The sequence below is a fragment of the Flavitalea antarctica genome, assembly GCF_054461535.1.
Genome location: NZ_JBTLQG010000037.1, coordinates 20,951 through 41,859, shown reverse-complemented (window position 1 = coordinate 41,859; position 20,909 = coordinate 20,951). Strand labels below are relative to the sequence as shown.

Annotated in this window: 15 protein-coding genes; 5 read left to right on the top strand and 10 right to left on the bottom strand. The window is 43.9% G+C overall.

The annotated features are described in order from the left end of the window. Positions 1 to 17 precede the first annotated feature (17 nt). A complete protein-coding gene (locus tag ACX0G7_RS23095; RefSeq protein ID WP_458925898.1) occupies positions 18 to 3,557 on the bottom strand; it encodes a hypothetical protein in 3,540 nt (1,179 codons plus the stop codon). Between the two features lie 180 nt (positions 3,558 to 3,737). Between ACX0G7_RS23095 and ACX0G7_RS23090 the strand changes: the two genes are divergently transcribed. Further along, complete coding sequence (locus tag ACX0G7_RS23090; RefSeq protein WP_458925897.1) at positions 3,738 to 4,538, top strand: hypothetical protein; 801 nt, start codon at positions 3,738 to 3,740, stop codon at positions 4,536 to 4,538. Here ACX0G7_RS23090 and ACX0G7_RS23085 read toward each other — a convergent pair. Then, complete coding sequence (locus ACX0G7_RS23085; RefSeq protein ID WP_458925896.1) at positions 4,535 to 6,151, bottom strand: ABC-F family ATP-binding cassette domain-containing protein; 1,617 nt, start codon at positions 6,149 to 6,151, stop codon at positions 4,535 to 4,537. The two genes, ACX0G7_RS23090 and ACX0G7_RS23085, sit on opposite strands and share 4 nt — an antisense overlap. A 208-nt stretch (positions 6,152 to 6,359) precedes the next feature. On the opposite strand from ACX0G7_RS23085, the gene ACX0G7_RS23080 reads away from it, so the two are divergent. Then, positions 6,360 to 6,890 carry a hypothetical protein gene (locus tag ACX0G7_RS23080; protein ID WP_458925895.1) on the top strand — a complete coding sequence of 177 codons (531 nt, stop codon included), beginning with the start codon at positions 6,360 to 6,362 and terminating at the stop codon, positions 6,888 to 6,890. A gap of 5 nt (positions 6,891 to 6,895) precedes the next feature. On the opposite strand, the gene ACX0G7_RS23075 is transcribed toward ACX0G7_RS23080, so the two are convergent. The 5 genes from ACX0G7_RS23075 to ACX0G7_RS23055 all read right to left on the bottom strand — a co-directional run bounded on the left by ACX0G7_RS23075 (position 6,896) and on the right by ACX0G7_RS23055 (position 13,328). Beyond that, on the bottom strand, positions 6,896 to 8,974 hold the full coding sequence (locus tag ACX0G7_RS23075) for a S9 family peptidase (RefSeq protein WP_458925894.1): 2,079 nt from the start codon (positions 8,972 to 8,974) through the stop codon (positions 6,896 to 6,898). Between the two features lie 148 nt (positions 8,975 to 9,122). Next, positions 9,123 to 9,611, bottom strand: a complete 489-nt coding sequence (locus tag ACX0G7_RS23070; RefSeq protein ID WP_458925893.1) for a VOC family protein — start codon at positions 9,609 to 9,611, stop codon at positions 9,123 to 9,125. Between the two features lie 161 nt (positions 9,612 to 9,772). Beyond that, on the bottom strand, positions 9,773 to 10,537 hold the full coding sequence (locus ACX0G7_RS23065; RefSeq protein ID WP_458925892.1) for a succinate dehydrogenase/fumarate reductase iron-sulfur subunit: 765 nt from the start codon (positions 10,535 to 10,537) through the stop codon (positions 9,773 to 9,775). Between the two features lie 57 nt (positions 10,538 to 10,594). Further along, complete coding sequence (locus ACX0G7_RS23060) at positions 10,595 to 12,568, bottom strand: fumarate reductase/succinate dehydrogenase flavoprotein subunit (RefSeq protein WP_458925891.1); 1,974 nt, start codon at positions 12,566 to 12,568, stop codon at positions 10,595 to 10,597. 55 nt (positions 12,569 to 12,623) lie between these two features. Beyond that, entirely contained in the window at positions 12,624 to 13,328 is a 705-nt protein-coding gene (locus ACX0G7_RS23055; protein ID WP_458925890.1) for a succinate dehydrogenase/fumarate reductase transmembrane subunit, read from the bottom strand. Positions 13,329 to 13,584: 256 nt separating this feature from the next. Between ACX0G7_RS23055 and accD the strand changes: the two genes are divergently transcribed. The 3 genes from accD to ACX0G7_RS23040 all read left to right on the top strand — a co-directional run bounded on the left by accD (position 13,585) and on the right by ACX0G7_RS23040 (position 16,074). Beyond that, positions 13,585 to 14,496, top strand: a complete 912-nt coding sequence (accD, locus tag ACX0G7_RS23050; RefSeq protein WP_458925889.1) for an acetyl-CoA carboxylase, carboxyltransferase subunit beta — start codon at positions 13,585 to 13,587, stop codon at positions 14,494 to 14,496. Positions 14,497 to 14,501: 5 nt separating this feature from the next. Beyond that, a complete protein-coding gene (smpB, locus tag ACX0G7_RS23045) occupies positions 14,502 to 14,939 on the top strand; it encodes an SsrA-binding protein (RefSeq protein ID WP_458925888.1) in 438 nt (145 codons plus the stop codon). Positions 14,940 to 15,078: 139 nt separating this feature from the next. Beyond that, positions 15,079 to 16,074, top strand: coding sequence for a hypothetical protein (locus ACX0G7_RS23040; protein ID WP_458925887.1), 996 nt, complete (start codon positions 15,079 to 15,081; stop codon positions 16,072 to 16,074). A 44-nt stretch (positions 16,075 to 16,118) separates the two neighbouring features. Here the strand turns inward: ACX0G7_RS23040 and ACX0G7_RS23035 are convergent, their stop codons facing one another. Genes ACX0G7_RS23035 through ACX0G7_RS23025 form a run of 3 tightly spaced genes read right to left on the bottom strand, consistent with a single transcriptional unit; the run spans position 16,119 to position 20,902 of the window. Beyond that, positions 16,119 to 18,629, bottom strand: a complete 2,511-nt coding sequence (locus tag ACX0G7_RS23035) for a DNA gyrase/topoisomerase IV subunit A (protein ID WP_458925886.1) — start codon at positions 18,627 to 18,629, stop codon at positions 16,119 to 16,121. A gap of 32 nt (positions 18,630 to 18,661) precedes the next feature. Continuing rightward, entirely contained in the window at positions 18,662 to 20,017 is a 1,356-nt protein-coding gene (locus ACX0G7_RS23030; protein WP_458925885.1) for a serine hydrolase, read from the bottom strand. Positions 20,018 to 20,065: 48 nt separating this feature from the next. Continuing rightward, on the bottom strand, positions 20,066 to 20,902 hold the full coding sequence (locus ACX0G7_RS23025) for a DUF1835 domain-containing protein (RefSeq protein WP_458925884.1): 837 nt from the start codon (positions 20,900 to 20,902) through the stop codon (positions 20,066 to 20,068). Positions 20,903 to 20,909: the final 7 nt, after the last annotated feature.

Genomic DNA, 20,909 nt, shown 5'->3' with positions numbered 1-20,909 from the left:
TAGATGATAACAATTCATTACAGAAGCGCTCGTACTGAAGCTCTGCCAACATGAATGGTTTTCGATTCTCCCGGTTTACGACCCTCGTACTGTATGCTGATCTCAAGATTGTTGGAAAGCCTTTTGGTCAGTTCCATGTTCCACAGAAAGTTCTTGCCGGGCATTAGTCCATCAAGCATGATATATGCAGCCGGACTATTAGTGGCATTGGCAGGATCCTTTGAATTGAAATCAATCTTATTGTAGGTGAATCTTGTTAAAACAGAAGTGCTTTGTAAAATATTATACTTCACTTCGCTGTTTAGTGCATTTGAAACGGCTTTTTCCTCGCCCGCTTCCAGGTTCCTTTTGTCGCTGAATTTATACCCGGTTATCACCCGCAGGTTAGCACCCCTGGTGAATGTCAGCTTTGGCTCCAATGAATACTGATCAATCTTATAGTTCCTGCTCCCAAATTTTGCATTAGTTGTGATGAGTTGATTGAGACCCTGCTGCCCTGAAATATCGAAGAGTAAACTACGGGTAAGATTTACGCGTCCTTTCATCGTCCAGGTATTTAGCTGTCGGCTTTCATAGCCATAGGTCAACAACGCCTTGTTGGAGGTAACCGAATTATTAATGTCAAATCCCCATTTCGAACTAAAGCGGTTAAACGAAAATGAATTGATATAGGAAGAGTTAAGGGTGATCAGGGAGCTATCATCCAACGGAGCCTTGAATGGATTGAACTCTACAAGACCACTGGCAACCTCTTTTTTATTGATCTGGAGGGATGACTGGAGATTGACCCTGGCAATAAATTTTGCAAATGATCCTGACTTTGGCTGGTTAATGACTGCCCGGGGATTCAGTGAGATACTATAATTGAAAGTATTGTAACTCGCTTTTATGAAATCGTTTGATGGTGTAAATATGCGGATAAACTTTGCCTGGTCCTGGAATAGAGCGATTTCAAATTCATTGAGCTGTTGCACACCATCCTGGTTATAATCGATCCAGGTAAACTCGCCTTGCCCCGCGGGAACTTCGAGATATGCAAAATCTCTTTTCTGCTCCTGCCCTGCCCCGAGCTCATACAGTACGTTACCGGTGACCAATCCCTTCCATTCATTTACCTGGTATTCTACCCGGCCAAGCAGGCTGTTATCCGGCTTTTGGGTCGTTATTTTTGAGTTTAGAATAGTGAGCTTCCGGTAAGTTCCGGTGAATCTGAACTGGTGCCTTTCGTTTTTTAATAGTTCCCCGGTCACGTTAAGATTATGGCTCCTGTCTGAATAAGAAAGATTACCCTGGTATGGATAGGCATCAATTCTTGTAAAATAAGTGATGCCCCAGCGATTCGGATTAGCCTGCGAGGATTTGATAGCAGTTTTAAAAGTCTGGAATGAGAAACTCTGTGCTATCACGGTATCCGTATTTTTATTCCGGATCTCATTGTGCTCGATAGCATAATTCATCTCAACAAGATAATTCCTCAGCTTTGGAAACTGCCTCGAAACAGCTATCACTGGTCTTAGAAAGTATCCTTTGTTCAATCTTGAGTCGATGTTGGAAAGATTGAAGACATTATTCAGTTTCCATCCCTTGATATTGTGGATATGAAAGATGCTGTTCCGGATACCGGTAAACTCGGTACCCCGGTTGTAGGTTGTAAACTGGTATTTCACTGAATTGCCGGCGGCATCGATAAGCGCTGTAGCAGCATTGACAATGGTTTCGTGCGAAGGACCAACCACCAGTGGAAGTCCCCAATCCCTTGTAAATTCTACGTTTCTTAATCGCTCGAGTGGTTTGAATCTTGCGTCAACATATTCGTATCCAAGATCCGTTTGCAACCTTAAACCTGCAGCTCCCGTAAAAGGTTTCGTATTGCGGATCCCCACCTTTGTCGCATAGCCCTGATCGTTAGCTTTGTCTTTAGATGAAAATCCATTCACATCATAAACACTCATTGCAAACTCTGAAGTTACCACTGTGTTTTGTGAAACATTGTAATCCACACCCATCGTAAATACCTGCTGCTTTTTTGGTGTGACCAGGAATACGGCCGGAAGAAAATTACCTTGCCTCACACCGTTCAACGGTTCGATCCACCGGTATACCTTTCCATTCGCTCCGTTAAAATCAGGTATATAATCTCCGTTCCCCGCACCAACATCAATAAACGAAAGTTGGTAACGGGCACTGTCCGGGTTTCCCGAGAACACATAGATCGAATCCCGGAATGATCCGTTGCCAAACACTGTGTCAACTTTTTTGTACATGATTGTACCTGCAACAAAAGTGTCTAATACTGCACTTGGGTAAAACGCCTTGTGAACGCTATCGCCAATGAAATTGAGGAAGGTTTTTTGGGGACCATCAATGGTCTGATTTATAGGCGAATTTTTTGAATCGGAATTACTGAAGGCGCTTACTTTCAGTTTTATCTTGTTGCTGAAGTTAGTTTCGTTATATGCATAAAGATTCGCATTCAGATAATTGCGGTCAGAATATTCGAACTCCACCTGTATCCGCTTATCTTTCGTAATCATGTTCCTCGGGGTAAATGTGATTTCAGCGGTATTATAGTTAATCACATAATCCTGGTCCTCTCCACGCTGCATCAACACACCATCAATGAACACTCTTTCTGTATTGGCGAGTATCACAAAAAAGAATTCATTATTTGCTCCCTGCAGGCGATAAGGACCCTGGTTTCCTTCAAGCGCCGGCAATATGTTCCTGGTGAATTTACCTTTAGCTATAGAGCCGCTGACCAGCGTTTTGTTGCTTACTGTTTTGCTGATCGCTGTTGTTGTTTCAAAAGCAATACCCTGCAACCGCTTATAAAAATTCAGGAAATAAGATTCATTTTGTCGTATATCTATATCTCCCAGGCTTAATGACCAGGTTCTTTTTTTGAACTGCAGGAAGATGCGGTCAAATTCATTCAACTGCTGTGTTGTGCCATCCGGTTGAATGGGAATATTGTTATCGGTTATGGCAGCAACAATTTCAATGCTGTCTGCCAGATAACCGCTGAGCTGAAGATTGAGATTGGAAGTAACAACAGCGTCCTGGCTGTTCCCGAAAGAAATGCCACGTCCAAAACTTCCGTGATAACTGATATTGCCGAAATCAAAAAAGTTTTCAGTCTGACCGATACCCGCATAGTTTGGCACATAAGTCTGACCGATAAAGTTATTCATCACACTATCATAGGCCATTGTCCTGGTGATCGCATTCATTTTGCCTGGAAACACGCGGTAGGTAACCAGTACCGAATCAAAGGCAGGCCGGCTTTTGAAAATGATATAAGCATTAACATGATCGATTTTATATAAAGAATCTGCTACCGCGAGAATTGAAACCGTTTTTGGTACCAGGCTGTGGGAGTCAAGGCGAAGAGTATCTGATTTGACGGGGAACCAGGTTTTCCTGAGATTTGATGTTGACGCCCGCGCTGCCGGAGCCTGGGCAAGGCTAACTGCATGAGCGGTGCAAACAAGCAGGCACAATATCAGGATCTTCCCGATCAACAGGTTAGTTTTTGTTCTATTTAAGATTACGATCAATGTTAATTCAGCTGGAAACTAACTAACGGTGAATCTTTTTGATTGTTGTTGATTTTCATCCGGTTAGTAATTATTTTACTTACCGCCAAGGATTTAAAGTTAGAATTATTTTCATTCCCGGCTTAAGATTCATATTCAACACTTTGCAGCGGTTTCCCAGGAAAATGTGTCAACGGTTTTATGAAGACCCTAACCCTTATTTTCATCTCCTCCGTCCTGCTGTCAGGTTGTGTGACGCAGGGATACTATTTAAGTCCTTTCCAGGCGAACAATCAGCCATATAAAACGATACCGATGGTCTCGGATTCGTCTCACCGGGCGGTTTATGCTGCCACCGGAATATCCATTGGCGGTGCAAACCAGAATCTGAATGATATCGTTTTTACTTTTAATGGTTCAGTTCACCAGGCACATACATTTCAGAACCTGCAATTCTTTTATGGAGCAATCGCAGTAGTCGGAAACTATTTTTTACAGGAACAATACAGCTATTACAGTTCGGGGGGAATAGATCCGAATGCACCGATCACCAACCGTGGGAACCGGTATTTTGCCGGCCTGGGCGCCTTTGGGGGAATGGATATCGTGATTCCTTTTGCAACCGGAAGTGAATGGAGGGTCCTGGGGATTGAGACAAATTTCCAGCAGGAATTTGGTGATTACCAAAAGATAAGGCTGAAAATACCAGATTCAGCTGCCCAGGCAATCACCAGGGATAAATTTTTCCATACCATCGGATTCACCACCAATGTGATAAGGAAGTTTCAGAAATCAGGACATACTTTTGGCTACAAGTTCGGGTTCCATCTTAGCACGAGCCGTACGCAAAGACTTGACAATTACTACGGAACAAACCTTCTTCCGATGTATATCTCAAACACCCTGCACCTGACGCGCCAACGGGTAACGGGTTTTGTGCAGATAAATGCCGGCTCGTATGCACTGAACTTTCAGACCGGTGTGAATGTCAGGTTGAATTAAGCCATCTGCAGCTTTCCGGCCTTTTTGTTTTCCAGGAACTCATCAAAGGTCATCAGCTTATCAACCACACCTTTAGGTGTAAGTTCGATGATCCTGTTAGCGACGGTTTGCAGGAAAGTATGGTCATGGGAACTGATTAGCACGATTCCCTTGAAGTTTGTCATGCTCTCATTGAAAGCCTGGATGGATTCCAGATCAAGGTGGTTAGTCGGCTCGTCAAGAATAACGAGGTTTGGATCCTGCAGCATCATCCGGCTGATCATACATCTCACTTTTTCACCACCGCTTAATACGGAAGTTTTCTTCAAGACTTCGTCTCCGCTAAACAACATTTTTCCCAGGAACCCACGGAGAAATGGTTCATCCACATCGGTCACATGAGGTGGCACATATTGACGCAACCAATCCATCAGGTTAAGATCCGACTGAAAATACTGTGTATTGTCATTTGGCAGGTAAGCCTTTGATACCGTAGTTCCCCACTCAAATTTGCCTTTGTCGGGGGTGACGTTACCATTGATTATTTCAAAAAATGCCGTAATAGCCATCTGGTCCTCTGCAACTATCGCGATCTTATCTCCTTTATTGACCGAAAAACTGATGTTGTCGAAAAGAACTCTTCCGTCAAAGGATTTGGAAAGTTTTTCAACATTGAGAATCTGGTTGCCCACATCTCTCAGTTGCTTGAAAATGATGCCCGGGTATTTCCTGTTAGATGGGGTAATATCCTCGAAAACGAGTTTATCAAGTGCTTTCTTACGTGAAGTAGCTTGTTTGGACTTGGAAGCATTCGCGCTGAACCGGGCGATGAACTCCATAAGGTCCTTTTTCTTTTCCTCAGTCTTTTTGTTCTTATCGGTTGCCTGCCTGGCCGCCAGCTGGCTACTCTCATACCAGAATGTATAGTTGCCGGTGTAGATCTTGATTTTTTGGCGATCCACATCCGCCACATGGGTACAAACCGAATCAAGAAAGTGACGATCGTGCGATACAACAATCACAATGTTCTCATAATCAGCCAGGAAATTTTCCAGCCATGATATGGTTACAACGTCCAGGTTGTTGGTTGGCTCATCAAGTATAAGTATGTCAGGGTTACCAAACAATGCCTGGGCAAGGAGCACCCTTACTTTCATGGCTCCGTTCAAATCTTTCATCAGCTGGGAATGCATTTCTTCCTTCACGCCAAGCTCGCTCAGCAGGCTCGCAGCATCACTTTCAGCCGTGTAGCCATTCATTTCTCCAAACTCCCCTTCCAGTTCGCCGGCACGCATTCCATCTTCTTCAGTAAAATCAGCTTTTGCATAGATGGCATCGCGCTCATGCATCACCGTCCACAGTTTCTTGTGACCCATAAGGACCGTGTTAAGCACCGTGTACTCATCAAAAGCAAACTGGTTCTGGTTAAGAACCGCCATCCTTTCACCCGGAGTAATGTCCACTGTTCCCTTATTGGGTTCAATTTCACCAGATAATATCTTAAGGAATGTTGATTTACCGGCTCCATTTGCACCAATTACACCATAACAATTACCCTTGTGAAAAGAGAGGTTTACTTCGTCAAACAACACTCTTTTTCCGAAAGAAAGTGTGATATTATTTGCTGCGATCATCTATTACTGAATTTTGACCGGCAAAGGTACGAATTTCGCCGATTTGCTCCCAGAGTTTATTCCTTAAGCGGCTGTTGATTTCCCGGCAGCGCTGGCTATGGCAGCAACCCTCAGGGCCGGAACCGGGATAACAAAATTTGAAACTCTGATACTGATCATATACTTTAGCGGCGGATATCCCCTATTAGCAACTGAGGTAAATTGAATTATGCTTTCTGAAACCGAACTACAAAATGTCTTTAACTGGAAACCTTATCGTGAAGACTGGCCCCTGAATACACTGAACGACCAGACCATCCTTTCCCACTTCGGACCATTAATAAAGGACATGATTTATGAACCTGCCTTTGAATGCACCCAAACCCAGGCAGGGGATCTCACCAATTATCTCGAGTTTTTGTGTTATCCATCAACCATAAAAGACAACGGGACCGATCAGTCGGGCATCCTGGTTTTTGTAAGTCTGTGTGCGCCTGTCGCAGCCTATAGCGAAGTCTTATTTAAAAAAGACAAAAAGTCTTTCGCTTACGCGTTTCCCGACCCGGCACAGGTAAGCGTAGTCAGGCACCCGGCGCTGAAGTCTATCGAAAAGGCGATCAAGTCGATCCTGACCAAATTTGAACTAGGTATAGTTTCCAACCAGTATGCCACCCAGGATCTGCCACCACAATTGGCCGACAAACTGGAGTCCCTGAACTTTGGAAAAAAGATCCTTCACGGACTCTTCCAATGGAGATAAGTTAGTTATTCACCTATCCCTTCCAGTGCGAAAATAAAGGCCAGTTCAAGTGCTCTTTCCTTCAGGTAATCGAAACGGCCCGAAGCACCTCCGTGTCCGTAAGCCATATTTATTTTAAACAGTAATTTCTGATCACCCGTCTTCATCGCGCGTAATCTTGCCACCCATTTTGCCGGTTCAAAATACTGCACCTGCGAGTCATAAAGCCCCGTCGTCACCAACATGTTCGGGTATTCTTTTCTTTCCACATTATCATAGGGAGAATAAGATTTCATGTATTTATACTCTGCGCTATCAGCGGGATTGCCCCATTCTTCATATTCCAGTGTTGTTAAAGGAATTGTTGTGTCTGACATCGTGGTAATGACATCTACAAACGGCACCTGTGCAATCACGCCTTTCCAAAGATCAGGGCGATAATTTACGATCGCCCCCATGAGTAGTCCCCCGGCACTGCCTCCCTGCGCATAAAGATGGTCCTTAGAAGTGTACTTTTCTTTAATGAGGTATTCTGCCACGTCGATAAAGTCAAAGAACGTATTTTTCTTGTTTAGCATCCTGCCATTGTCGTACCAGGCCCGCCCAAGTTCCAGCCCTCCACGCACATGAGCAATCGCGTATACAAAACCACGATCGAGCAGGCTAAGGTTGGTACTTGAAAAATAAGGAGACATACTGATTCCATAAGATCCGTACGCATATAACAAAAGCGGCGCCTTGCCGTTTCGCTCCATCCCTTTTTTATAAACGATCGATACAGGAATCTTTGTGCCGTCGCGGGCTGTGGCCCATAAACGATCCGACTGATAGTTTTCTTTATTGAAACCGCCCAGTACCGCTATCTGTTTTTTCAGCACCCTTTCCTTTGTCATCATATTGAAGTCATACAATGAAACCGGGGTGGTGAGGGAAGAGTAAGAAAACCGGATAGTGTCTGTATCAAACTCCGGATTGATATTAATACTGGCTGTATAGGCCGATTCATCAAATGGGATATAATATTGCGATTTATCCCTGAGATTGATAATACGCAACTGGCTAAGGGCATTTTTTGTTTCCGATAAAACCATAAAGTTCCGGAACACTTCCATTCCCGTAAGATATACGGTGTCACTGTTTGGAATCAGTTCTTTCCAGTGCTCCCTGGTTGTTTGACTTTCCGGCGTTTCCATCAGCCTGTAATTCGGAGCTTTCCAGTCAGTCAGCACATAGAATTTATCGCCAAAATGCTGAATCTGGTATTGCATTCCTTCCTCCCTTGGATGGAAAACTTTGAAGCGCCCGGTCGGGTTGTTTGCCTCCAGCAGCAGGTACTCCGTTGTGAGCTCATTGATTGCCGAGATAATGGCTACATATTTTTTCGATTTGGATCTGGTAAGGGAAAGTGAGAACCGGTTGTCAGCTTCTTCAAACATGAGTACATCCTGTGAAGGATCGGTTCCCAGTGCATGTCTCCATACCTGGTAACCAAGCAAAGTGGTTGTATCCTGCAGAATATAAAAGATGTGTTTGTTATCGGCTGCCCATGCAATATCAGAACCTTCAACATTTGGAATAACCTCGGGATACAATTTACCGGTCTGCAAATCTTTAAACTGAAGATTGAATAATCGTCTGCTTACCGGATCCGTAGTGAAAGCCAACAGTGCATTATTATCGCTGACCGAATAGCCGCCGACCTTAAAATATTTGAGCCCTTCAGCCATCCTGTTCTGATCGAGTAATATTTCTTCTGGTGCGGTGAGACTTGCTTTTTTCCTGGCCGTGACGGGATACTGAAATCCTTCTTCGTACCTGTTGTAATACCAGTAGCCGTTTTGGAAAAAGGGCAACGATTCGTCTTTTTCCTGGATCCTTGCCTTCATCTCGCTGAACAGTTTCTCCTGCAATGTTTTTGTACCGGCCATCATCGAATCGGTGTACCTGTTTTCCGCTTCCAGGTATTTGATAACATCCGGGTTCTTACGGTCATTTAACCAATAGTATTCGTCCGCGCGTTTATCGTTATGGGCAACAAGTTCCTTTACGATTTTTGAAGCCACCGGCGGATCTATGTCATTTGGCCATTGATAAGTTTCATTCATGGAGCGATGTTGATTATTACAGCTGACCAATAGCCAGGTGATAAAAAGAAGATAACATTTTTGCATAGCCGTTTGTTTCGTTTTATTCGGGCAGAGCGGTGCCGGCGTATAGTGATATCCACATCCGGGTCTTATCAATTTGTTCCTGTCAATCAGCCAGCGTTATCAGTTCCTTCAGATCAAGTCTTTCCGTAACCATATGCAATTTTCCTTCAGCATCAAACGGCCATTGATCGCGCGGACGATCCCAATACAATTCAACACCGTTGCCATCCGGATCGTCAAGATAAATGGCTTCGGATACACCGTGGTCCGATGCACCGGTTATCGGGTACTCGGCTTCTACCAGTCTCTTAAGAATAACAGCAAGATCCTTACGGGATGGATAAACGATAGCAGTGTGAAAAAGACCCGGACTTCTTTCATCAGCACGCGGACCGTTTTTGCTGTACCATGTGTTCAGACCGATATGATGGTGATATCCACCTGCGGATACAAAAGCTGCTTCAGTACCATAACGCTGCGTTATTTCAAAACCAAGAAGTGAATGATAAAAATTTATGGCCACTTCAAGATCGGATACTTTGAGATGTATGTGTCCGATCCTTGTGTTGGCAGGCACAGTGTAGTTGTTCATACTATTGGCTGGTTTACTAAAAAAATCAGGAGAAACTTATAGTGCAAAAGATAACGAAATTCGGAAGACGGTGAGTGGAGGTTGAAAAGAAAATCCCGTCCCGAAGACGGGACGGGATCTATTTAGCATTCCGGTTCGACCCTTAACTAAGTATCATCATATTATTTTTTTGATGTCAAACCCGCGCTCATATATTCGAGGTTCAGCCTTGCAATGTTGGTTACCGAGATCTCTTTTGGACAAACTGCTTCGCATGCATTTGTGAAACTACATCCTCCAAACATTTCTTTGTCCATCTGGGCGACCATGTTCAGCACACGGGTCTTTCTTTCCGGTCCACCCTGGGGTAACAACGCAAGGTGTGAGACCTTGGCAGACAGGAATAACATTGCAGAACTGTTTTTGCAGGCCGCAACACAGGCACCGCAACCGATACAGGCGGCAGCGGCAAAGGAGTCATCAGCATTTTGTTTATCTACCGGTATCGCGTTTGCATCAACCGCGTTGCCAGTATTGACAGAGATATAACCTCCTGCCTGTACGATACGATCCAATGCACTTCTGTCGACCATCAGGTCCTTGATAACCGGGAATGCATTGGCGCGGAATGGTTCAATCACAATGGTATCACCATCGTTATATGCCCTCATATGGAGCTGACAAACGGTATTCGCTTTCCATGGACCGTGGGGTCTTCCGTTAACATACATGGAGCATGCACCACAGATCCCTTCACGGCAATCATGATCAAAAGCAATCGCGTCCTTACCTTCAACTATTAATTTTTCGTTTAAGACATCAATCATTTCAAGGAAAGACATTTCCGAAGAAACATCACTCACCTGGTAAGTTTCAAAACGCCCCTTTTCGTGCTGGTTTTTCTGTCTCCAGACTTTCAGGGTGAGATTCATTGTGTAATGCTCCATGCGTATTTTGTGTTAAGTTTTATTTGAATGTTGTGAACCGCCTGTTTATACAACAGTTTATTTGTAAGAACGCTGGCTTGGTTTGGCAATTTCGAAAATCAGTTCTTCCTTGTGTAGCTGCCAGTTACTCTCACCTTTGAACTCCCAGGCAGCAACATACGAATAATTTGCATCGTCTCTTTTTGCTTCACCTTCTTCGGTCTGCATCTCTTCCCGGAAATGGCCTCCGCAGCTTTCCTTACGGTCAAGTGCATCCCGGCACATCAGTTCTCCCAGTTCGATAAAGTCAGCAACCCTGTTCGCCTTATCAAGCTCAGGATTCATTTCTTTTATTTCTCCGGGAACCTTGAGATCTGACCAGAATTCTTTTTTTAATTGTTGAATTTCAGCGATCGCTTCAGTAAGTCCTTTTTCGTTTCTTGCCATACCGCATTTATCCCACATGATCTTGCCAAGACGTTTATGAAAACTTTCGACGGTTTGTTTGCCGTTTATGTTTTTAAGCCTGTGAATTCTTTCACTGACTTCTTTTTCGGCCTCAACAAAAGCGGGATGGTCAGTCGGGATAGATTTGACTCTGATCTCGTCTGCCAGGTAGTTTCCTATTGTATATGGAATTACAAAATATCCATCTGCAAGACCCTGCATAAGTGCGGAAGCACCAAGACGGTTAGCACCATGATCAGAGAAATTTGCTTCTCCCAGTGAATAAAGCCCGGGAATTGTGGTCATCAGTTCATAGTCCACCCAAAGCCCACCCATGGTGTAATGCACTGCCGGGTAGATACGCATCGGAACACTATAAGGATCTTCGCCGGTTATCTTTTCATACATGTCGAAAAGGTTACCGTATTTCTCTTTCACCACCTGTTTACCGAGGTCAATAATGCCGGCCTCGTCAACGTTAGTCAGCCCTTTTTTTGTTACTTCTGTTCTGCCATATCTTTTTATAGAGTCGGCAAAGTCGAGGTATACAGCCTGTTTGGATGTACCGACACCGTAGCCTGCATCACAACGTTCTTTTGCTGCTCGGCTGGCCACGTCTCTTGGAACAAGGTTGCCGAATGCAGGATATCTCCTTTCGAGGAAGTTATCTCTTTCCTCCTCAGGTATTTCATTTGGCTTACGCTGATCATCTTTCTTTTTTGGAACCCAGATACGTCCGTCATTCCTCAATGATTCAGACATCAGCGTGAGCTTCGACTGATGATCACCACTTACCGGTATACAGGTTGGATGGATTTGTGTGAAACATGGGTTACCGAAGTACGCCCCTTTTTTATGGGCCTTCCAGGCTGCCGTTACATTACAGCCCATGGCGTTCGTACTGAGGTAGAACACATTTCCGTAGCCACCGCTGCAGATCAATACGGCATGACCGAAATGTCTTTCGAGTTCTCCATTGATAAGGTTACGTGCAATAATACCTCTTGCTTTACCATCAATCATCACTACTTCCAGCATTTCATGCCTGGTATACATGGTCACATTGCCGAGTGCTACCTGGCGTTCGAGCGCCTGGTAAGCTCCGATCAGCAATTGTTGTCCTGTTTGTCCCGCGGCGTAGAAAGTACGTTGAACCTGTGTTCCACCGAAGGAACGGTTGCTTAGCAAACCACCGTATTCCCGGGCGAATGGAACCCCCTGGGCTACACACTGATCAATGATGTTGGCACTTACTTCAGCCAGGCGATACACATTCCCTTCCCGCGCCCGATAGTCGCCACCTTTTATTGTATCATAAAAAAGACGGAACACTGAGTCTCCGTCATTCTGGTAATTTTTTGCAGCGTTTATGCCACCCTGTGCTGCGATGGAGTGTGCACGTCGTGGAGAATCCTGGAAACAAAATACCTTAACCTTATAACCCAGTTCACCAAGTGAAGCTGCTGCGGAAGCACCCGCAAGCCCGGTTCCGATGATTACAATTTCAAGGTTGCGTTTATTGGATGGATTTACAAGCTTGACATGGTCTTTGTAATCCTTCCATTTATTTTCGAGAACACCTGCAGGAATCTTTGAATCTAACATATAACAAATATTGAATGCTAATTAGGGATGTGCTATGAAACAATACCATGACCAATCAACGGATCCACTCAAGATACATGCTCACCGGCATCATTGCGAACGCTGCCGCAACAATAACAGAAAAACCCAAACCAAAGTTGTTAAGCATCACAAGATATTTTTTGTTGTGGACGCCTATCGTTTTAAAGGCACTTTGGAAACCGTGCATGAGATGGTAGGCGAGCGAAATACATCCGGCAACGTATAAAAGAACAACAAGTATGTTCCCCTGGAACACTCTTAGCATTTCGGCATACAAATTATGATACTCAAGACCATTGTAAACAACCGGTTGAAGTTCCTGCACAGAACCTATACCTCCAAAGCGGCTGGGAACCCAGAAATGATAGACATGCATGATAAGGAATAATAATATCAGGGTGCCAAGCAAACCCATCGAGCGGCGATACCATTTGCTGCCTTTGTTTCCCAAGGGAACTGCATATCCGATATTTCTTTTCGAGCGGTTCTGAAACTCAAAAACCAATCCCTGGACGGTATGAAGGATGATGCCTGCAAACAAGCCGATCTCAAGGATACGTATCACCACCATCGATCCCATAAAATGCGCAGCCTTATTAAACATCTCGCCACCGTCGTTGGCCCAGATACAGGCATTCAGACCGACATGTATCACTAAAAAGCTGATCAGAAAGAGACCAGTTGCAGCCATTACGTATTTCTTACCAATGGAAGATGTAAAGAATTCGGACCATTTCATGCTTAATGTTTTGTCTTTGCGTTAGCTCAGTAAATAGATAGACGGGCGTGTGATTTGGTGCAACCAGCAATATTAACCGGGACTTTAAGATTGAGGTGCTATACAAATTGGTGCAAAAATACTGCAGCAGGGCCAACTTATCAACGTTGAATAGATATTTTTGAAAACTCTTTTGTTACATAGCGACTGCAGTATGAGGCTGCTACACTTAATCAATACTGTAAAATTCATATCTTAGCCGACTAAATTCAACCGAATGAGGAAAGATGAGGATTTTGAAGCAAACCTGGCAGGTGAAGAAGGTAACAGTGAAGAAACAAAAGCCAGTTGGTTCAAAAGAATTAAAAAAGGCATTTTAACGAGCACGGCCGAAAAAAAAGAAACCCCTGAAGGTTTATGGGCAAAATGTCCCGAATGCAATTATATATGTACCGTTACTGAACTTCGTGAGAACCTGTTTGTTTGTCCTAAATGCTCACATCATCACCGGATAGGCAGTTCAGAATATTTTGAGATCATATTTGACGACAATCAGTATGAAGTATTGTTTGAGAATATCCGGTCAAAGGATTTTCTGCAGTTTACTGATCTTAAATCGTATGCCAAGAGGCTTGAAGAAACCTGGGCGAAAACGGATATTACAGATTCGATAAGAGTCGGGTATGGGATGGTGAAAGGCCTGCCACTGGTGATCTGCTGTATGGATTTTGAATTTATCGGTGGCTCGCTTGGCAGTGTAATGGGTGAAAGGATCGCCAGGGCAGCCGACCTTTGCATAGAACGCAAAGCGCCCCTGATGATAATCTGTAAATCCGGAGGTGCAAGAATGATGGAGAGTGCATTTTCACTGATGCAGCTGGCAAAGGTCTCAGGCAAGTTATCACAACTCACAGATGCAGGTATACCCTATATTTCGTTCCTGACTGACCCTTCGTTCGGCGGGATTTCCGCATCTTTTGGAATGTTGGGGGATATGAATATAGCGGAACCGGGAGCCTTGATTGGTTTTGCGGGACCGAGGGTTATCCGGGAAACAATTAAACGTGACCTTCCCGAAGGATTTCAGCGCAGCGAGTTCCTCCTTGAACATGGCTTCCTTGACTTCATCGTACCCAGGCTAACGCTGAAGGATAGGCTAGCAACACTACTGAAGCTTTTCAAGAATTAATTATCATGGCAGAAATAAAGAACAGATCCGCATACCACGATTATTTTATCGAGGATAAATATGTAGCCGGTCTGGTGTTGGCCGGTACCGAGGTGAAGTCACTCCGCGACGGAAAAGCAAGTTTCAATGACGCGTTTTGTTTTTTTCACAAACATGAGCTCTGGATCAAAAGCCTGCATATAGCAGAGTACTCGTTTGGCAACCTCAATAATCATATCGCTGTCCGGGAAAGAAAATTGCTGTTGAACAAAAAAGAGCTCAACAAGCTGGAAACCCGGATGAAGGACAAAGGCTACACCATTGTACCCCTCAGGATATTTTTCAACGAAAAAGGACTCGCCAAACTGGAGATAGGCCTCGGCAAAGGAAAAAAACTGTTTGACAAACGTGAAACAATCAAGCAAAGGGAAAATGACCGGGAACTAAAAAGGCTGATCAAGTAAAGGATCATTCATTTCCATCTTCTTTTATCATCAAGAGCAATAAAAGGTCCCCGCACTTTAACGTTTAGTTTGCTATCCGGCAGGTGTAGCAAGGCTTAAGCGAAACGCTCACTTAAAATTTTCTCCTATCTTCACAGCTATGCTTAGAATAATTCTGTCCGCTATCATTTTACTGTCGGTCCACCAGGGTTTTTCGCAATCAATTTCGGGCTCCTGGTACGGGCGCGCCGATGTTAATAAGGAAGGGGTAAACAACAACTACCTGACTGAGCTGATAGTGACCCAGAAGGGTGATGAGGTTACCGGTATTTTCGGATACTACTTTAAGGATAGTTACCAGAGCTTTTATATCAGGGGCACCTATGATAAAAAAACAAGGCAGGTTGTGATTAAGAATCTGCCGGTCATTTTTTATGGTTCATCTTCAACCCGGGAGGGAGTTGAATGTCCTATGAGTTTCGAAGGGACACTGATTGTTTCCCAGGTTAAAAACACATTGAAAGGGAATTTTCAGAGCATCGATAAATACAAATATACCTGTCCCGAGATCCGGGTGAATATGGCCCTGGACGTCGCCACACCTGAAGACAGCGTCCTTAAGACCACAACAGCGGGCAAAAAATTCTGGAAACCACAGGTTGAGGATTTCGTAGTCACCAACCCCGTCAACAATAAACCGATCACTGTTCCTGCAGATGTGGTTGCCGGTAATTCGGCTGTTGCTACGGCGGCGGCCCCGGCCGTACTTGATGAGGTTACAGAGAAAAAACTGATTGAAAAATTCGAAAGCCGGAAAAACATCTACAGCAAGGATATTGAAATAGACGGTGACTCAGTGAGGATAAGCTTTTATGACAACGGCGATATTGATGGAGACAGCATCAGCGTGTTTCTGAATAAGAATCCGGTGCTTGTCAAACATTTTATCAATGACCGGGCACTCAATATTTTTCTTGCGCTTGACAGTACAAAAGAAATCAATGAACTGGGCATGCTGGCTGAAAACCTCGGCAAGATTCCACCCAATACGGCACTGATGATAATCACCGATGGCATCAATCGCCACGAAGTTTATTTGTCGAGCAGTCTTACCCAAAACGCAACGATCCGCCTGAAGAAGAAAAAAAGGAAGTAAAGAAAGCGATGAGCAAATTCTCATCGCTTGATATCATGACTTTCTCAGAACAGCTCTGCCTGGTTATTTTTTTCTTCTTTGTGGCCCCACTCTATCTCGGTGCTCTTAGTATAATCTGCCAGTTTGTTACCAACCGCTTTCCAGCCCATAGTTTCCACGAAGTCGACAATCTTGATCTTCTGAACCCTCGCCTGCGCTCCACGTCCTGATTTGATCAATGCTATCGGGGCAGGATGGGTTGTAACAGCCGCCACATAGTTTCCTTCTCCTTCCTTGATAAAGAGAAATTTGTTATGCATCGTGGTCGTTTCGATACGGAACCTTTTTACGTTGAACTGTAATTTCTCATTGTCCAGGTAGATCGCTGTTACCAGCTTTTCCGGATTGAACTTTTCTATGACAATAATATTTTCGGCATCGAAGCGCTGGGTAATTTCCGTATCAGTAATTTCATAATTACCATCATGATAGATTACAAGAATCTTTTCATCACCGTCAAAACTTCCCAGGAAGGTCCCTTTTTCTTCGGTATTGAGCCGGCCAAACTGGTCATCAAACCAAACCTTTTTTCCGCTTAGTGTTGATTTTCCTGCCTCTTTTAGTTTTACAGATTTGATCGGGTACTTGGTAACCTGGTTACCTATACTACTCCGGGATTTTATTTCGAGTGTCTCAAAATAGAAATCGAGTTCTTTTATCCGTGCTGATGAGTTCGGGCTCAAAATTATTCTCACAAGCTCCGCTTCCCCGTTTGGATTAGCACTGAAATAATGAACACGGGATTTCTCTTCCCCTTTCGTAAGGTCATATTCCTTATCGCGGGTGATACCGGTCACATTAAATCGTTTTGCAAAACTGACACCGCTTTTGCCATCAACATAAATCATGTTATAGGTAAGGCGTTCATCATTTTTACGGAACACGGCCACATGTATGATGTCCTTTCCAATGAAAGCCTTGTCCGCAACTTTAACCACCTTCATTTTACCGGCCTTTGTGAAAGCTATGATATCGTCAAGATCGGAGCAGTCTGCAACAAACTCATCTTTCTTAAGACTTGAGCCTATAAATCCATCCGCGCGGTTAACATAGATTTTTACATTAGCAATTGCTACCTGCTTAGCCTGTATGGTATCAAATAATTTTATTTCAGTTTTACGCTCACGTCCCTTGCCGTATTTTTTGAGAAGGGTTTCATAATAGTTAATTGCAAAGTCAACCAGGTTTGCGAGGTCATGTTTAACTTGTTTGATATCTGCATCAAGGCCCCTGATCTGTTGATTGAGTTCATCAATATCGAGCCGGTAAATTCTCCTTACAGGCTTTTCAGTGAGCTTCATAATATCTTCCCGCTCAATATCTTTCCTGAGCTGCTTACGGAAAGGTTTGAATGCCTCAGCGATAGCCTCGATCACTTTCTCCCAGGTTGCATGTTTCTTTTCAAGTTCCTTGTATATTTTTTCTTCGAAGAATATTTTCTCAAGCGAAGTATAATGCCATTTGTCCTGCAATTCAGAGAGCCTGATCTCAAGTTCCCTTTTCAGCAGTTCCTTTGTCTTGTCAACCGAATGTTTGAGTAATTCGGTGGCTCCGAGAAAAATGGGTTTGTGGTCCAGGATCACACATGCATTCGGAGAAATACTCACTTCACAATCCGTGAATGCATACAACGCATCTATCGTTATATCGGGCGATATACCGGGAGCCAGGTCTATCTGGATCTCCACTTCGGCTGCTGTGTTGTCAGTTACTTTTTTGATCTTGATCTTTCCCTGATCATTTGCCTTGATGATAGAATCGATCAATTGTGTGGTGGTAACTCCGTAAGGCACATCTTTGATCAGCAGGGTTTTTTTGTCATACTCCTCAATATGCACACGCACCCTTGCCTTACCTCCACGTTTGCCGTCATTGTAGTTGGTCGCATCAATCATGCCCCTCGTTAAAAAGTCGGGTATCAATTCAAACTTCCTTCCTTTCAGGTACTTGATTGCAGCCTCAATGATCTCGCAGAAATTATGGGGTAGAATTTTTGTTGCAAGTCCGACTGCAATTCCCTCGGCACCCTGAGCCAGTAACAATGGGAACTTCATAGGAAGTGTGACCGGCTCATTTTTTCTACCGTCATAACTTATTGCCCAGTCTGTTGTTTTTGCGTTGAAAGCTACATCAAGCGCGAATTTTGATAACCTTGCTTCGATATAACGCGCAGCTGCGGCATCATCACCCGTACGCATGTCACCCCAGTTACCCTGTGTATCTATCAGCAATTCCTTTTGGCCCATATTGACCAATGCATCACCGATACTCATGTCGCCATGCGGATGATATTGCATGCTTTGACCGATGATGTTCGCGACCTTATTAAAGCGGCCATCATCCATTTCTTTCATGGCATGCAGAATACGTCTTTGTACCGGCTTAAGACCGTCTTCAAGGGCGGGTACGGCTCTTTCGAGAATTACATAGGAAGCATAGTCAAGGAACCAGGTCTTATATTGCGCTGACACCCCTGAATCCCCTAACTCAAATTCTGTTTTTTTTGATTTTGACATAGTCTGGAATTGTTATAACCCTCGTCGTATTGTTATTTTATTTTCTTTCCTGTTTGTACCACACCACCCTGTTTCCAGAGTATCTTTTCTACCTTTCCGTCCGCTCCTCTCACAAAGGTGGCGCTGGCTTCAACAATCTTCATGAAAAACTCAGTTTCAGATTCGGCAAAAAGATCATATGCCGGCTGCCCGGTTGGCTGGACTTTTAGTTTATTATCGTGGACCGAAATTTTCAGAGTAAAGCCGGGTATCAGCTCATAATCTCCCGCATAATCCCGCAATATTTTTTCATCAACAGCAACCTCTTTTTTCTCTTTTGGAATTTCATAAGGCTGTTGAAAAATGATAGCCATTAAACTGTGAGCGATCTTATCAAGCCCGCCAGTGTTCACATTGTTTAGGATGATGACTACGACGTTTTCTGAAGGAACGCGGGAGATGAAAGTATTAAATCCGAATATACCTCCACCGTGCTCGACTATTCTTTTGCCGAATAAAGTATCAATGGACCATCCAAAACCATATTTGGATTTGTAAGGAGTGTAAGCCGCATCGATAGACTGATTTGTAATCACCTTATTTTGCTGAAGTGCGTTATGCCAGGTATTCAGATCGTTCACCGTTGAATACATTGCACCGGCTGCATAGGATACTGATGAATCCACAATGCCGGCCGGTAGTCTTACAGACTGGTTCAGTATGGTATATCCGGTTGCTTTTTCGGGGTCCCGGAGGTTCGTAAAATCGAAGCCGGTGTGCGCCATTTTCAATGGTGAAATAATCATTTCACGAACTACCGTTTCGTATGGTTTGCCGGTTACTTTTTCAATGATATATCCCAACAATAGATAACCCGAATTACTGTAAGCGTATTTTTCGCCAGGTGAGAAGTTCTGTGGACGATCACGAAACAAGGCAAGCATTTTATCGCGGGTAGATGGTTTCACCGCCTCCGTTTTCATGAACTGCTGGTCTTCTGTATAATTATATATTCCCGAACTATGGGTCAGCAGGTTTGTGAGCGTGATGCTGTCGCCATTTGGATAATCCGGAAAAAATTTTGTTAACCTGTCATTCAATGACAGTTTCTTTTGTTCGGCCAGTTTAAGGATCACAGTTGCTGTAAACTGTTTGGTAATGGATCCCAGCTGGTATATAGTGTTTGTGTTATTCAGGCTGGAATCTTTTACATTCCTGAATCCATAACCTTTAGTAAAAATAACTTTGCCACCCCTCGCCACCAGTACGGTGCCGTTGAGTTTGTAGGATTTTGCATAGGCTGATAACAGTTCGTCTATTTTAGCTGCTGCCGGATCCTGGCTAAAAGCCGGACGAATAGAAATTAGCAAACAGATAACGATGTATTTCACGACAACTTTATGCCTCATTTATGGGTTTTAAAAGGTTTGATCCCAGTATTATTTCTTTGGTCAGCATTAAGCGTTTACTGATTCTGTCGCTACTTCAGCTTTCGACTTGATTTCGAAATCCTTCATGTTTTTGATTTCACCCTGGGCATCAACCAGTCCGTCAGCGATCATTTTCTTAAGTCGCCAAAGCAGGTACACATCACCGGTAGTATTTTTTGCCTTGTTCAAAAAATGAGTAATGATGCGGCTTGCCTTCTGCCAGTCTTTCGTGATGAAGGTTGACAGTTCCTGGTCATAAAATGAATAGTCCGCCTGAACCAGTTTCTTCCCTCCTTCCAGCAACCTGACACCTTTGTCTTCGTTGCAGAGTTTTGTCCACTCATCAGGGTCCACTTCGAATTCGCTTAATGTAACGGGCCGGGCAAGTTTTTTTGCTTTAAGAAATTCTTTCGGCGGAATAACATGAAGCCATTGAGGATAAAAGATAAGTCCCTTATCGTTTATAAATGGAAGATTGTTCAGATACAATATAAAAACCCGACCCTGGTAAGGCTTCAGAAAGTTGAGGAGCCAGTAATACCCACTTACATCATGTTTATTCTGAGCGGCCCAGATCCACAACTTCTGATCCGGTTCTGCCTGCAGCCGGGCAACAAGGCTTTCCGCCGTACGATTGTCATTTACAAGATCCTTATCCACATGACCATCCAGGTCACCACCAGCCAACACCTGTCTCCACCAATCTTTCCTGGCTTCGATGCCTTCAGGTGTGTAAATATCTTTTATGGGACCAACTGCATAATCATCTTTGATGCCGATGATTTCGCCCTGCAAAGTTTCATCGAGGTCAATGGCTTTCTGCAAAACCTCGACATCCGCAGTGTTAAAAACAATATGAATCATAAATCAA